The organism is Nitratireductor aestuarii, from assembly GCF_014641695.1.
In the GTDB taxonomy this organism is placed as follows: domain Bacteria; phylum Pseudomonadota; class Alphaproteobacteria; order Rhizobiales; family Rhizobiaceae; genus Chelativorans; species Chelativorans aestuarii.
Window position 1 is genome coordinate 1 of sequence record NZ_BMIF01000019.1, and the last position, 12,847, is coordinate 12,847.

13 protein-coding genes and 2 pseudogenes are annotated in these 12,847 nt (G+C 58.9%); 8 read left to right on the forward strand and 7 right to left on the reverse strand.

The window, feature by feature from the left end; all coding sequences use genetic code 11:
- Nucleotides 1-179 (forward strand): IS66 family insertion sequence element accessory protein TnpB (gene tnpB, locus IEX27_RS21675; protein ID WP_188722800.1); only part of this gene is annotated, 179 nt, incomplete at its 5' end.
- A gap of 51 nt (nt 180-230) precedes the next feature.
- Nucleotides 231-530, forward strand: a pseudogene (locus IEX27_RS19615) (IS66 family transposase); the annotation flags it as partial.
- Between the two features lie 704 nt (nt 531-1,234).
- On the opposite strand, the gene IEX27_RS19620 reads toward IEX27_RS19615, so the two are convergent.
- A complete protein-coding gene (locus tag IEX27_RS19620; protein WP_188722801.1) occupies nt 1,235-1,399 on the reverse strand; it encodes a hypothetical protein in 165 nt (54 codons plus the stop codon).
- Nucleotides 1,400-1,721: 322 nt separating this feature from the next.
- On the opposite strand from IEX27_RS19620, the gene IEX27_RS19625 reads away from it, so the two are divergent.
- Entirely contained in the window at nt 1,722-2,030 is a 309-nt protein-coding gene (locus IEX27_RS19625) for a hypothetical protein (RefSeq protein ID WP_188722802.1), read from the forward strand.
- 209 nt (nt 2,031-2,239) lie between these two features.
- Here the strand turns inward: IEX27_RS19625 and IEX27_RS19630 are convergent, their stop codons facing one another.
- Nucleotides 2,240-2,815 carry a type II toxin-antitoxin system VapC family toxin gene (locus IEX27_RS19630; protein WP_188722803.1) on the reverse strand — a complete coding sequence of 192 codons (576 nt, stop codon included), beginning with the start codon at nt 2,813-2,815 and terminating at the stop codon, nt 2,240-2,242.
- Nucleotides 2,805-3,101 carry a hypothetical protein gene (locus IEX27_RS19635; protein ID WP_188722804.1) on the reverse strand — a complete coding sequence of 99 codons (297 nt, stop codon included), beginning with the start codon at nt 3,099-3,101 and terminating at the stop codon, nt 2,805-2,807. Before IEX27_RS19635 ends, IEX27_RS19630 begins: the two co-directional genes overlap by 11 nt.
- Before the next feature lie 170 nt (nt 3,102-3,271).
- Between IEX27_RS19635 and IEX27_RS19640 the strand changes: the two genes are divergently transcribed.
- Nucleotides 3,272-3,601, forward strand: a complete 330-nt coding sequence (locus IEX27_RS19640; protein ID WP_188722826.1) for a hypothetical protein — start codon at nt 3,272-3,274, stop codon at nt 3,599-3,601.
- Here the strand turns inward: IEX27_RS19640 and IEX27_RS19645 are convergent.
- From IEX27_RS19645 to IEX27_RS19660, 4 genes and pseudogenes are all read right to left on the reverse strand, one after another.
- Nucleotides 3,511-3,963: pseudogene (locus IEX27_RS19645) on the reverse strand (IS66 family transposase); the annotation flags it as partial. The gene IEX27_RS19640 and the pseudogene IEX27_RS19645 overlap by 91 nt on opposite strands.
- A 58-nt stretch (nt 3,964-4,021) precedes the next feature.
- Complete coding sequence (locus IEX27_RS19650; RefSeq protein ID WP_188722805.1) at nt 4,022-4,681, reverse strand: TetR/AcrR family transcriptional regulator; 660 nt, start codon at nt 4,679-4,681, stop codon at nt 4,022-4,024.
- Nucleotides 4,682-4,698: 17 nt separating this feature from the next.
- Nucleotides 4,699-6,339, reverse strand: a complete 1,641-nt coding sequence (locus IEX27_RS19655) for a hydantoinase B/oxoprolinase family protein (protein ID WP_188722806.1) — start codon at nt 6,337-6,339, stop codon at nt 4,699-4,701.
- A gap of 14 nt (nt 6,340-6,353) precedes the next feature.
- Nucleotides 6,354-8,438, reverse strand: a complete 2,085-nt coding sequence (locus IEX27_RS19660) for a hydantoinase/oxoprolinase family protein (RefSeq protein WP_188722807.1) — start codon at nt 8,436-8,438, stop codon at nt 6,354-6,356.
- Between the two features lie 198 nt (nt 8,439-8,636).
- Here IEX27_RS19660 and IEX27_RS19665 point away from each other — a divergent pair, with 198 nt between their 5' ends.
- From IEX27_RS19665 to IEX27_RS19680, 4 genes are all read left to right on the forward strand, one after another.
- Nucleotides 8,637-9,629 (forward strand): TRAP transporter substrate-binding protein, encoded by a 993-nt coding sequence (locus tag IEX27_RS19665; protein ID WP_188722808.1) that lies wholly within the window; start codon nt 8,637-8,639, stop codon nt 9,627-9,629.
- A gap of 25 nt (nt 9,630-9,654) precedes the next feature.
- Nucleotides 9,655-10,170, forward strand: a complete 516-nt coding sequence (locus IEX27_RS19670) for a TRAP transporter small permease subunit (protein WP_188722809.1) — start codon at nt 9,655-9,657, stop codon at nt 10,168-10,170.
- Between the two features lie 33 nt (nt 10,171-10,203).
- Complete coding sequence (locus IEX27_RS19675) at nt 10,204-11,508, forward strand: TRAP transporter large permease (protein ID WP_188722810.1); 1,305 nt, start codon at nt 10,204-10,206, stop codon at nt 11,506-11,508.
- Between the two features lie 81 nt (nt 11,509-11,589).
- Nucleotides 11,590-12,840, forward strand: a complete 1,251-nt coding sequence (locus tag IEX27_RS19680; protein WP_210315574.1) for a sarcosine oxidase subunit beta family protein — start codon at nt 11,590-11,592, stop codon at nt 12,838-12,840.
- The last annotated feature ends 7 nt before the right edge of the window (nt 12,841-12,847 follow it).

A 12,847-nucleotide genomic window follows, 5' to 3' on the forward strand; every position in this document is an offset into this window, starting at 1 on the left:
TTGATCGGTCCGGGTTTGTTATGGTCCTGAAGAAGCTAACGGAAGACCGGTTCAGGTGGCCCCGCCGGGAAACTGCGGTGGTGACGCTGACGACAGAGCAACTCCACTGGATCCTCGATGGCATCGATATCGATGCGATGGTCCGCCATCCCGTGCGGCAGTATCAGATTGCTGGCTGAGGATGGCAAATTGCGATTGACGCGCAGGGGCGGTTCAGATTCAAGAATCTAATGACGCGCACCGGCGAACCGAGCATTGCAGAACTGATGGCGCAATTGGCAGCCAATGCTGCCGAAATCGCCGCGCTCAAAGCCGAGAAGGAAGCGCTCTCGCAGCGGGTCGTCAAGCTGGAAGAAGAACTGGCACTGGCAAAGCTCCATCGCTTTGCACCCCGCAGTGAGAAGCATATTGACCGTCTCTTCAACGAGGCCGAAGAGGCTGCGGTCGACGGTGATAGCGAGGAAGACGACAACGTCGAGCTTCCGGATACTGGCTTGCCTGCGGCCGGGGGCGTTAGAGCTAGACGACGACGGTTGATCGACAGACAGAACTGGGGGTCGGTACCAAGAAGAAAAGCGCCAACAAAGCCTGCCCGGTCACTAGTCCGCAAAAAGTGCAGGGTTTATACGCTGGACGCCTTGGCAAACAAGCTTTGCATTGTAGGCAGGGGTGAGGTCACGTTAACCAAAAGACGCCGCAATATGTCAGGCTTAGCATCGATCAGCGCGCTGTAACCGGCAGGCGTGGCGATTTCAGGAAGGCGTTTTTCCTGAAAAACCGATACGGCTCCTGAAAACTGGTTCTGCGTGGCCGAAGTTAAGAAAACCATGCCTTGTTTCTGATTAGGCGGCGCCCAGAAGGGCGCTATTCCTGAATTTCGATTCTACCACATGAAAAATGGTTCTTATAGAAGTATTCTGTGAAAAACGAAATTGAGGGGCTTTGCTTACCTGGCGCTCTCTTTAGGCTGGGCTGCCGTGAACGGAGCCTGTAGTCTCCGCAGTCCAACTTCCATCCCTTGCGCTGATTGAATGCCGAACCGGCGGGCTGAACCTTAATTTCCTGTTTTTGGGGACCTCGCAGCCCGTCCTCCGTCAAGACCAAGTCCTTCGGGCGAGCCAGCGGTTTCCACACCTTTCCGCGCTTTGCTTGTATGTGGGAGAGCGAAAAGAGACTTCGCCCCGCGCTAGATGCGCGAGGCCGGTGCAACAGGAGCGAAGAGATCAGTCAAGCATTAGCGAAGCTGTAGCGGCGAGATGGAGATCATGCGGTCGAAGCCGGGATCGTCAACGATAACCACCCTGACATTCTCATCCTCCTGGCGGCAGTATTCGCCCATGAAAAAGCGGAAAACTCCGGCCCACTGGTCGCAACCCGCTTGTATCGGCCAGCTTGTCATCCGCCATTCTGCTTCGCCGATGGGCGAGGGCTTGCCTTCAGCATTCTCACAAGCCTCTTCAAGGCGGCGGGCGGTGGGGTAAACGCTGGCGCGGCACGTAGGTCGTCCATACAAGTTCAGTCAGCTTCGGCTCCTTTCTGCTTTCCTCATTCCATGCGGGGGCTGCGCGTGCGCCTGCGCCTGCCGGAGCGGCTGCGGCCCTCGCGTTCGGGTTTGCTGTCCTCGCGCTCGCGTTCCTGCTCGGCCATGTCGCGGTAGCGGGTGATGTCCTGGCGGAGCAGGAGCAGATCAGCCTGCTGCTCGCGCTGGCCCTGGATTCGTGTTGCAGCGCGCGGCGATCATCGAGTTGCCGGACGATGAGGCTTTCGCGTTCGGCGCGGTCCCGCAGCGTGGCCTGCCAGGCTTCGGGCTCGTTCTGCTTCCTGATCCGGCCATAGCGGCCGGTGATCCGGTACCAGATGCCGGAGAAGCCGCGCGGCAGGCGTGCGGCCCGTTCTCTTGTCTCAGCGAGCCCGCGCGCTTCTTGCGAGGAGCGCTGAAGATTCTGTGTGGAATCGAGATGGTTCTCAAGGTGCGCAAGTATTTATCCGGCGTAGGCGGCTGGACTATGATTTTGGCTCGTCCGCCATGATGCGTTCGATCTTTTCCTGATCGCATTGCTCGTCGAGGAGGAACGGCCGAACACCTCCTTGTCAGGTGCGGATATCAGCGAGGAATTCCTGCAAGGTCGTTTCCGCGATCGGTGAATGTGGTCATGCCCTCTTCATTGCCATCATTGGTATGGATCATCTCGTGCAGGCATTGCCATCCGGCGCGGCGTGAAAACGCTCGCAGCAAGCGTTAAGTGACAGACCGATATAGAATAATTCGTGCTGAAGGAACGATCTGTGTCAACAAGTCAAAATCACGGACGTTGCCGGTAAGCACGCTCGCGCCCAATTGACGAGCTTGCAAGAGGATGAGAGCATCATTCAGGAACCGGCGCTCGTGCCCCTCTCCTTTCGGTAGATTGCTGAGCCGAAACATCAGTCCAGCCAAAACACCCGCTTTGCCCCACATAACCGCGTCGGGAGCATGAAGCCGATGGTCAGGGATATCCTCTATCGTTGCTGTAATGGTCTGGAGCACAGCTTTTGTCGAAGCATGTTTTGGATCAAGCCTACCGAACAGGTGAGTCAACTCGGACAAACACACAGCCGAATGATGACACAAACGATACGTTAGCAGGACGTCAATTTCCGTTGGTGATCGCCCTTGAAGGACATCCAGGTAGACGCTTGTATCAAGAAAAAGCGGCCCTCCGATCATAGGCTCATCAATAGCCCATGGAAGATCATCGTCCGCCCGTCGCACCAGCGTTCCAACATACTTCTCAGGCTTCAACGCTCGCAGTGCGTCCGAAAGATCAAAAATCAAGATCTATATCCGCCGCGATGCTACCCTTCCGACCAACCAGACGAGTGCCAAAATCATCTTCGAGCGCCAGTCGCGACAGCGCAAGCTCCAGTAGCTCTGTGTCAGAGGTGACATGAGCGCGCTTCTTAGCTGCGTCAATCAGTTCTGAAGAAACCCGTCCTGACAAGCGAGTGTTTTTCGTTGATCCAAGAAGACCAACTGTCTTCGCCTGATCAAGGATAAGCCTATTCCGGATCAGCGCGGCTTTAGCCTCACGCTCGGCAACAGTACGTGTAGGAGCACTCATTGGCACCTCCTTTTGTTGAACAATATATAGATTGCGTTGAACGCTAGGCCAAGGCCGGAGGCGCAAAAAAGTTTGTGCCAAGGCACTATCTTTGTATCCATCCGGAGTAGCCGCAGGGATTTTGATTTTGGCTCTTCCGCCATTATGCTTTCGATCCTTTCCTGATCGCATTGCTCGTCGAGGAGGAACGGCCGAACACCTCTTTCTCAGGTGCGGAGATCAGCGAGGAATTCCTGCAAGGTTTCGTTTCCGCGGTCGGTGAAGGTGGTAATGCCCTCTTCAGTACCATGGATCATCTTGCCCTAGTCGATGTTGTCGGAGTTGCTGGCGATTTGCTGGAGGAATTCAATGTTCTCGCCGACAAACGAGGTGACAGAGTCGTTTGTGTAGACCTGCGTCGGGCGCGCTATCAGGCTGCTTTCTGCCAGACAGGCCCTGCGGAAGACCAGTTCCACGGCAACGGTTCCGGCAGCCGTGATACGGGGATGCCAGGCATGTGAGCGAGCACGTCCGCCAACCAGGCCTGCGGATCGATGTCATTCATCTTGGCGGTGACGATCAGGGAATACATAAAGGTGGCACGCTCACCTCCACGCTGGGAGCCGGCGAATAGCCAGGACTTTCTTCTAAGAGCGATCCCCCGCAGGGCTCACTCGGCCGCATTGTTGATCAGACATGGCCTGCCGTCATCGAGGAACCGGGTAAAGGCCTCCTAGCGCCCTCCTTCTCGAACATGTAATTGATCGCCCTGGCGACGTGGCGACGGGATTGTGCTGGACATCTGAGTATGTTGCGCTCTGAGCCAGTCGTGCAGTTCCTCGACGCGTGGGCGAGCATGCTCTTGCCGCGCGGCAAGACTGGCATCCGCAGACGTGATCCTGATGCCCGACCGCTGCCGCTTTACAGGGTCAGATGTATCCTCACCTGCCGCCGTTCCGGGCTTTGCAGGCCGCGTTGTCCCCGGGATTGGAATCTGGGAATTGACGGATAATTTCGGCAGTGTTTGGAGGAATGGGAAAGCCAGTGAGCACGCGGAAGTAGACAGGGAGGAGCTTGAGCCTCTCTTCCCGCGTCTGAGAAATCTTCAGCGCGAAATAGCCAACCTGATGGTAGTAGAGAGTGCGGGCGCGGACGAGGGACTCGGTCTCATCGTAGCCCGCTCGGCAGAAGAGGGAATAGAGCATATCGATGCGCTCATCATCGACGCGCCGTACCGCTTCGGCAACGTTGGGCGAGTTTCGGCCCCAGTCGCGCACCGCTGAATCGAAGTTGGGGTCAAATTCCTCGCCGAGCCAGACCAGCGCGAAGCGCAACAGTTGCTCCTGCGGACTGCCCTCTGCATTGGCAAACGCGCGGCGGAACGGTTCGGTGTTAATGTGTTCCCACTGGTCCAGCAACGCGTCGAGTAGCGCGGCGTGATCAGCAAAATGCCAGTAGAAGCTGCCGCGGGTGGCGCCAATAGCTTGCGCCAGTGCTTCGATCTTCACCGATGCAACGCCTGCGTCGACCAGGAACAACCTGGCGACGCGAATCCAGTCTTCGCGCGTCAGGTTCCTGTGCTTTTCCGAGCGGTCAGCCATGGTTCCTGCCGGCATCTCTAGCCCGCGTGGCTATAGAGCGATTTTGCGCCCTCGGGCGTCAAGAAGCCGCGCTCGATGTCTTGCTCGATCTGTGCGCTCGTGCGTAGCGCCGGATCGCCGAAGCCGCCCCCGCCCGGCTGGAGGAGTTTCAGATGTTGCCCAGGAGCAAGGGTGTAGGCACCCTGTCCGCTCATCTTCTCCCCGTCCACCCAGTGCTCACGGACAGCGCCTGCCTTGCCTTCGAAGACACCGTCAGCGGGGAACAGGGTACGGTTGGCCATTGCGTAGACACGCATTGGATAGCCGGTGTCATTACGCATGACGATGGTCTGGCCGGCGCCACCGGGATACCGGCCGGGGCCACCGGAATCTGGCCTCAGCGACTTCTCCAGCACGGTGAGGCCCGTAAGGGGTTCGAACACTTCGATCGGCGTGCGGCCCATGTTGGACGAGCCGGGAAGGGTAGGGTGTCCATCGAGACCCTCCGCACCGCCAAAGCCACCCGCACAAAAATAGGTCGCGGCCATCGGTGAGCCGTCGCGGCGGAATCCCTGCAGCGTCACGATGTCCAGGAGCCCGCTGCTGGCCGCCACGCGGTCCGGCACGATTTCAGCCAAAGTATCGGTGATCAACGGGAAGATGAAGTGCCCGATGGCGTGGCGTCCGGCGGACGGCGAGGGCGGGATCGCGTTGAGGATTGATCCGAGCGGGGCTTTCACCTCAATAGCCCGCATGGCACCTTCATTGTTCGGGATGTTCGGTGATGTCAGGCACTTGATTGCGTAGAGCACCATCGCCCGGGTATAGGGAAAGGGCACGTTGATCCCGGCCCCCACGCAAGGGCCGGTGCCTTCGAAGTCGACCTCTATCGTGTCGCCTGTCTTGTTGATGGCGCAGACCAGCTTGCGCACTTCGCCAAGCGCCTCAACCTGAACCTCGTTGCGGAAAACACCGTCTGGCATGGCGCGCAGGGCCGAACGCACCGCGTCGTCGGTGCTGGTAAGGATAGCATCGGCCAGTTCGGTCAAGCTGTCGAGCTGGTACTCGCGCATGAATTCGAGCACGTGGCGTGCCACCACTTCGGTGCAGCTGACGCTTGCAAAGATGTCGCCAGTTACTTGCTCGGGCACTCGAACATTGAGCTCGATGAGCTCGATGACATCGTGATCCAGCATTCCGGCCTTGTACAGCTTACAGATCGGTAGCCGCAGGCCTTCGTGATAGATCTCGGTCGCGCTGACCGAAAATCCCATGCCGCCGATGTCAGGAAGGTGGGTGATGCCCATGGAAAAGCCGACAAGCAGTTCATTGTCGAAGATCGGGCGCATGACGGCAAGGTCAAACATGTGTCCGGTACCGTACATCGGATCGTTCGAGATCACGACGTCGCCGGGAACGAGTGTGTCTGCGGGGTACTTGCGCAGCATGTGTGACAAGGTCGTCGGCGCGGTGCCAATGAAGACCGGGATGCACTTGGCGCTTTGGGCGATCATTCGACCGGCGGCGTCGAAGATCAATACCGTAAGGTCATATCCCTCGCGCACAAGCGTCGAAAAGGAGGTGCGAACGAGAGCGGCAGCGCCTTCATCTGTGATCGAGATGAGCCGGTTCCACATGATCGACAGGTCAACTGCATCAATGGTGCGTTGCGTGTTCATCGCTGTCATCTCCTTTAGACACCAATCTCTGCGACGAGGTTGCCGTAAGTGTCGACAGTGCCGCGGTCGCCAAAATCCAGCAGGCAGGTGGATTCACGCTCCTCGACGAGACATGGGCCGTCGACGGTTTCTCCGGGTCTCAGCAGGTATCGGTCGTAAACCGGACAATCCACTATCCTGCCCGCGAGCGGGAAATAGGCCTTACGTGTTCCTTTGAGCGCCGACTCCGGCGTTGCATCAGCCCTGCCGCCGAGCGTCATGAAGCCCGGTTTTGGCGCTCGTGCTTCGGCCTTCAAACCGGTGATCTCGAGCGGCTGCTCAAGCGTTGTGTGGAAGACCTCGCGGTAGGCCTCCTCGAAGAGCGCGGGCAGCACCTTGAGCTGCTCTTCGAGGGAAAGGTGCATCGGCAGCCGGACCTCGATGTCGTAGCCCTGGCCGCGATAGCGCATGTCGAGGCGGCAATCGAGTTCAATGGCCTCGGCTGCGATACCAGCCGTGAGAAGGTGCTTGCGGACTTCATCTGCAGCATCGGCGAGAAGGTCGCCCAGCTTCGACGGTTCCAGTGTCTCGAGCGGTTGTGAGTGCGAGCGGACAACCTCGAATGATGCTGCGCCAAGCAACATGCCGAAGGCCGACATCACGCCTGCGCCTGCCGGGTAAATGACGCGCGGCACCTTGAGCTTGCGTGCGATGCGAGCGGCGTGGATCGGACCACCGCCGCCGGTAGCGACCATGGTTGAGCGACGATAATCGAAGCCGCGCTCGGTGGCGTGCATGCGGAATGCACGGCTGATGTCCTCGTTGGCGATATCATGGATGCCCCATGCGGCGCGCAACAGTTCCATGCCCAGCTTCTGGCCGATGACCCCCTCGATAGCCTCGCTTGCAAGCGTCGGCTCAAGCTTCATTTTGCCGCCAAGGAAGAAACCGGCATCCAGATAGCCGAGCGTCAAATTCGCATCGGTCAGGGTCGCGTATTCACCACCAAGGCCATAGCAGGCTGGGCCGGGTGAAGAGCTCGCGCTGCGCGGACCGACCCGAATGAGGCCAAGTTCGTCAACGCCAGCGATGCTGCCGCCACCTGAGCCGATCTCAGCCATGTCAATGACCGGGATCTGAAGCTGGAGGCCGCTGCCGGTCTTGTGCTTATAGGCATGTGCAGCTTCGAACGTGTACTTCTTGAACGGTTCGCCGTTACGGACGAGGGCCCCCTTTGCGGTCGTCCCTCCAAGGTCGAACGCGATCAATCCGTCGATCTTGAGTTCCTCGGCAATGCGGGCGGCCATGATCACCCCGGCTGCAGGGCCGGATTCCAACAGCCGCACGGGATAACGGCGCGCCATCGACGGTGACATAAGCCCCCCTCCAGAGGCGATGATCGACAGATTGCCGGTGAAGCCGATTGCAGCCAGGCCATCTTCGAGCTTGCGCAGATAAGCGTCGACCATGGGTTGGGAATAGGCGTTGGCGCACGTCGTTGTCCAACGCTCGTATTCGCGGGCGTAGGGAAATACGTCGGCCGATGTCGATACGAACAGGTTGGGGTATAATTCGCGCGCGATTTCCGCAGCACGGCTTTCGTGCTGGGGATTGGCATAGGAATGCAGAAAGCAGATCGCCAGCGCCTCTATTTTCTCGTCCTCAACCAGCCGGACGATGGAGGTGCGCAGGTCATCTTCGTCCAGCTCAACGAGCACATTACCTTCGTGATCCAGCCGTTCGATCACTTCGGCTCTGCAGCGGCGCTCGACCAGAGGCGGGGCGAACTGGATGCGCAAATCATAGAGATCGTAACGCTGCTCCTGGCCAATGTCGAAGGTGTCCCGGAATCCCTTCGTGACAAGCATGCCTGTTCGCGCACCCCGACGCTCGATGAGAGCATTGGTAATGAGGGTCGTGCCATGGACGATCTCAGCCAGATCTGGGATGGCGATCGTATTTTCCGAGCAAATCGCCCGGACCCCTTCGATGACGGCTCGAGAGGGTTCGTCGGGCGTCGTCAGGCGCTTGTGGACCGCGGTCCAGCCGCGATTGGCGTCTGCCATCGCAAAGTCCGTGAATGTTCCGCCAATGTCGACGCCAAGCCGCATTCCATACATCTGTGTTTGTTCCTCGCGTTGAGAGAGATAGAACACATCGCGAAAAGTGCGTCAACGCGCCGAAAAAATTCCGAATACTGCGCAGGCTCTGTGAAATCTATTGACTCGTTGGAAACCTATCCATACGCATTTGTATGTCGAGCAGTCGAAACAATCTCGGCTGCGGGAGATCTTCACTGGGAGCCTGGGAGCGTTTTCGTGTCCTTGAAAAATTTTGTACTGAGCGCTGCGCTCATTGGCGGCATGGCTGCTGCAACATCCGCCTCCATTGCTCAGGAATATACCTGGGATATGCCAGACGTTTTCAGCCGCACATCGTCAGACGGTGTCGCTGACGTAACGTTTGCCGAGCTTGTTGCCGAAAAATCAGGCGGCCGCATCAAGATCGTCCACCACTTTGACGGCTCCCTGGGCTACAAGGGCGTGGATCACCTTGAGGCAGTGCAGGACGGCGGCGTACCGCTCGCGCGTCATGCGCTATCTTACTATGGCGGTTACGACCCCATCTTCCTGCTCTCTTCTCTTCCGTTCCTCATGCAAAACGAGGCCGATCTAAACGCTCTCTACGAGGTTTATGAGCCGCACCTTGCGATAACCCTTGAGGGTTACAACCAGGTTCTGGTTTCCGCTGGAATCTTCCCGCCGAGCGGCATCTGGAGCCGCAAGCCTGTTGAGGATCTCGCAGCTCTGCAGGGACTGAAGATCCGCGCATTTGATCTCAGCAGCCTGGAGACCTTCTCCGGCGCTGGCGCTGCCGCGATCAACATGAACTGGGGCGACGTGATGCCCGCGCTCAGCAGCGGCGCAATCGATGCCGTTGTGACATCGGCCGACCTTGGCATCAACAGTGGTCTCAATGACTATCTGCCGAGCTTCACCGAGATCAACTGGGCCATTCCGATCTCGGTCGTCACCATCAACAAGGATGTCTGGGATGGTTTGCCTGAGGATCTGCAGCAGGCAATCAAGGAAGCGGGTGCGGAAACCACCAAGCGGACCTTCGCACGCCTGAGTGTCCAGGTCGGCGAGAACTACGATGCAATGCGCGCCAAGGGCGTTGCCGTCATCGACAAGCCGAACCCGGACCTGCGCGAAAAGCTCGTCGAGTCCGCCAAGCCATTCATTGAGGAATGGCGCAAGACTGCCGGCGAGAACGCCGTCATTCTGGACGAGTACAACGCAAAGCGCTGATCTGGCTGGGCGGGAGCAGGTTTGAATGTTGCGTTTGGTTGAACGACTATCGGGACTGCTCTCGCTCCTGGCCGCACAGGTCGCCGTCGTGATCCTGGTGTCGGTCACGGCACTGATCTTGACGGAGATTGTACTCCGGTCCTTCTTTGCGACTTCTACGAATATCGTTGAGGAATATGTCGCCTACGGCCTGGGAACGATGGTTTTCCTGGGCCTTGGGCAGGCAATGCGGTCCGGCTCGCTCGTGCGCGTCGATATTGTGCTTGGAAAGCTTGGGCCCGCCTCCAGACGCTGCGTCGAGATCACAGCATGCGTCGCAGCGCTGATCGTCATGTCATTTGTGCTCTACTACCTGTCGATCCGCATCGGGCGCGACTTCTCGCGCGGCACGATCAGCATGACCAAGGCCGCGACCAAGATGTGGATACCCAACGCCATTGTCGCGACCGGAATGGCGATCTTCATGCTTCAGGTTCTCGTCTACGGCATTGGCCTCTGCTTCGGGCGGCGGCTGATCCGTGACGAAGGCGCAATCGATTAAGCTGTTCGGTCAACACGATACGCAGGAGGCGTGATGGATCCGATTACAATGTCGCTGGTACTCCTCGCCGTGGTGCTGGTGGCGCTCGGCTCCGGCGCATGGATATTCATCGGCCTGTTCCTGGCCGCATTCTTCTCGTTCTCCGTGTTGCTCGGCTTCCCGATGGCGCGCATCGGCTCGATTACGACACCGATCGTCACGCAGAGCGTCTTCAGCTTTGAACTGGCCGCGGTTCCGCTCTTCATCTGGATGGGCGAGATCATCAGCGGCACCAACCTGTCCGCCAAGATTTTCAGCGGCATCGCACCGTGGGTGTCGCGTGTCCCTGGCGGGCTGCTCCATGCGAACGTCGGCGGATCTGTGCTCTTCTCTGCGTTGTCAGGCTCGTCGGTAGCCACGACCGCCACAATCGGCAAGGTCACAACGCGCGAACTGACGAGCCGCGGCTACAATCCGAGCCTCGTCTACGGCTCAATTGCCGTTGCCGGGACCATCGGCATCATGATCCCGCCGTCGATCACGCTGATCGTCTACGGGCTCGTCGCCCAGGTGTCCGTTGCCAAGCTTTTTGCCGCTGGCGTCCTGCCGGGGGTCATGCTGGGAGCGCTTTACTCCGGATACATCCTTCTGCGTTGTGTGATGCGCCCTGAATTTTCGCCGCCGCAGGCAGATCACTTCACCTGGGGTGATCGCTTCCGTGGACTGATCAATCTGGTGCCGGTAACCTTGCTGGTCCTGTTCCTGATGGGCAGCATCTACGGTGGCTTTGCTACGCCATCGGAATCAGCAGCCGTGGGTGTCCTCGGCGCGACAATTATCGCCGCGTTCAGCGGCGGGCTGACGCTCAAGGATCTCTACCGTACGGCGATGAATGCCATAATGACCACGGCAATGATCGGCAGTGCGCTGGCTGCGGCTGCGTTGCTGACGACAGCGGTCGGCTACATGCATTTGCCGCAGCTTCTGGCGGAGGGTGTCGCCGCACTGAACCTGTCTCCGGTGAAGCTGCTGATCCTGCTGACGATCATCTACATTCTGCTCGGCACCGTTCTCGACGGGATTCCGCTCGTGCTGATGACCGTGCCAGTGATCCTGCCTTTGATGGCTGGTGCAGGTTTCGACCCTATCTGGATTGGCATCTACATCGTTCTGATGGTCGAGGTTGCAATCGTTTCGCCGCCGATCGGGTTCAACCTGTTCGTCCTTCGCTCGATAACGGGTGTCTCCATCGGCAAGATCAGCATGGCAGCGTTGCCGTTCGTAGCAATGATGCTGCTGGGTCTTGCATTGCTCACGGCATTTCCGGGCATCGCCCTGTGGCTGCCGAGCATGATGTAGCGTCACTAATTCCTGTTTGTGTCAGCGGTAGCGACGAGATCAGGTCTCGCTCGCCGTCGCGCAGTTCATGCGGTCAAGATGATGAAGAAATACTCCGCGTTGACCCTCTTTAAGGAGGGATTGAACAACCAGAAGGGCTGGGTGCCGGCGTGGCGCACTGCCAGACCAAAGTCGCGCTATGACGTGGTCGTCATCGGCGGTGGCGGGCATGGACTGGCCACGGCCTACTATCTGGCGAAGAACCACGGCATCACCAATGTGGCGCTGATCGAGAAGGGCTGGATTGGCGGCGGCAATACCGGCCGCAACACGTCGATCGTTCGCTCCAATTACTTCTATCCAGAAAGTGCGCAGCTCTATGATCTTGCGCTGCGTCTGTACGAGGGGCTTTCAAAGGACCTCAACTACAACATCATGCTATCGCAGCGCGGCATGCTCCATCTCGCCCACAGCCCGGCCGAGATGGAGATCGCGGCGCGCACTGTCAATGCGATGCAGATCAACGGCATCGACGCGGAGCTCTGCGATGTGGAAAAGGTCAGGAGCCTGGTCCCGGATTACAATTTCAGTCCGAATGCCCGCTACCCGGTTTATGGCGGTGTCCTTCAGCCGCGCGGCGGCAACGCGCGGCATGATGCCGTTGCGTGGGGATATGCCCGTGCTGCCGACAATCTCGGCGTCGACATCATCCAGAACTGCGAGGTTCAGGGTTTCATCATCGAAAACGGCGTCTGCCACGGCGTGAAGACGTCATTGGGTGACATACGCGCTGACCGTACGGGCATGGCCGTCGCTGGCCACTCTTCGGTTCTAGGCGCGATGGCAGGCTTCCGGCTTCCGATCAATTCCTATGCCCTGCAGGCATGCGTTTCCGAGCCGGTCAAGCCTTCGCTGGATTGCGTCATCCTCTCGCCGGCGACGGGTACTTACGTCAGCCAGTCCGACAAGGGCGAAATGATCATCGGTGGCGGGCTTGATCGCATCTCGTCCTATGGTCAGCGCGGCAACCTGCCGATGCTCGAGACGGTGATTGCCGGTCTCATGGAAATGTTCCCGTCTTACCGCCAGCTGAAGCTGATGCGCCAGTGGGCCGGCATCGTGGACGTCGTGCCCGATTCTTCGCCGATCATTGGCGAGAGCCCCCTGCCGGGCCTCTTCCTGAACTGCGGTTGGGGTACGGGCGGCTTCAAGGCTATTCCTGCCGGCGGCACGTTGCTCGCGCATCTGCTCGCCACCGGCAAGCATCACGACATCAGCCGTCCATTTGATCTCGACCGCTTCACACGCGGCCGCATGATCGATGAAGGCGGCGCGTCGGGCATTGCGCACTAAGGGGATC

Coding starts and splice junctions, on each gene's coding strand:
- IEX27_RS19680 (WP_210315574.1), top strand. CDS start 11,590: ATGAAGAAATACTCCGCGTTGACCCTCTTTAAGGAGGGATTGAACAAC.
- IEX27_RS19675 (WP_188722810.1), top strand. CDS start 10,204: ATGGATCCGATTACAATGTCGCTGGTACTCCTCGCCGTGGTGCTGGTG.
- IEX27_RS19670 (WP_188722809.1), top strand. CDS start 9,655: ATGTTGCGTTTGGTTGAACGACTATCGGGACTGCTCTCGCTCCTGGCC.
- IEX27_RS19660 (WP_188722807.1), bottom strand. CDS start 8,438: ATGTATGGAATGCGGCTTGGCGTCGACATTGGCGGAACATTCACGGAC.
- IEX27_RS19620 (WP_188722801.1), bottom strand. CDS start 1,399: ATGACAAGCTGGCCGATACAAGCGGGTTGCGACCAGTGGGCCGGAGTT.
- IEX27_RS19635 (WP_188722804.1), bottom strand. CDS start 3,101: ATGAGTGCTCCTACACGTACTGTTGCCGAGCGTGAGGCTAAAGCCGCG.
- IEX27_RS19650 (WP_188722805.1), bottom strand. CDS start 4,681: ATGGCTGACCGCTCGGAAAAGCACAGGAACCTGACGCGCGAAGACTGG.
- IEX27_RS19655 (WP_188722806.1), bottom strand. CDS start 6,339: ATGAACACGCAACGCACCATTGATGCAGTTGACCTGTCGATCATGTGG.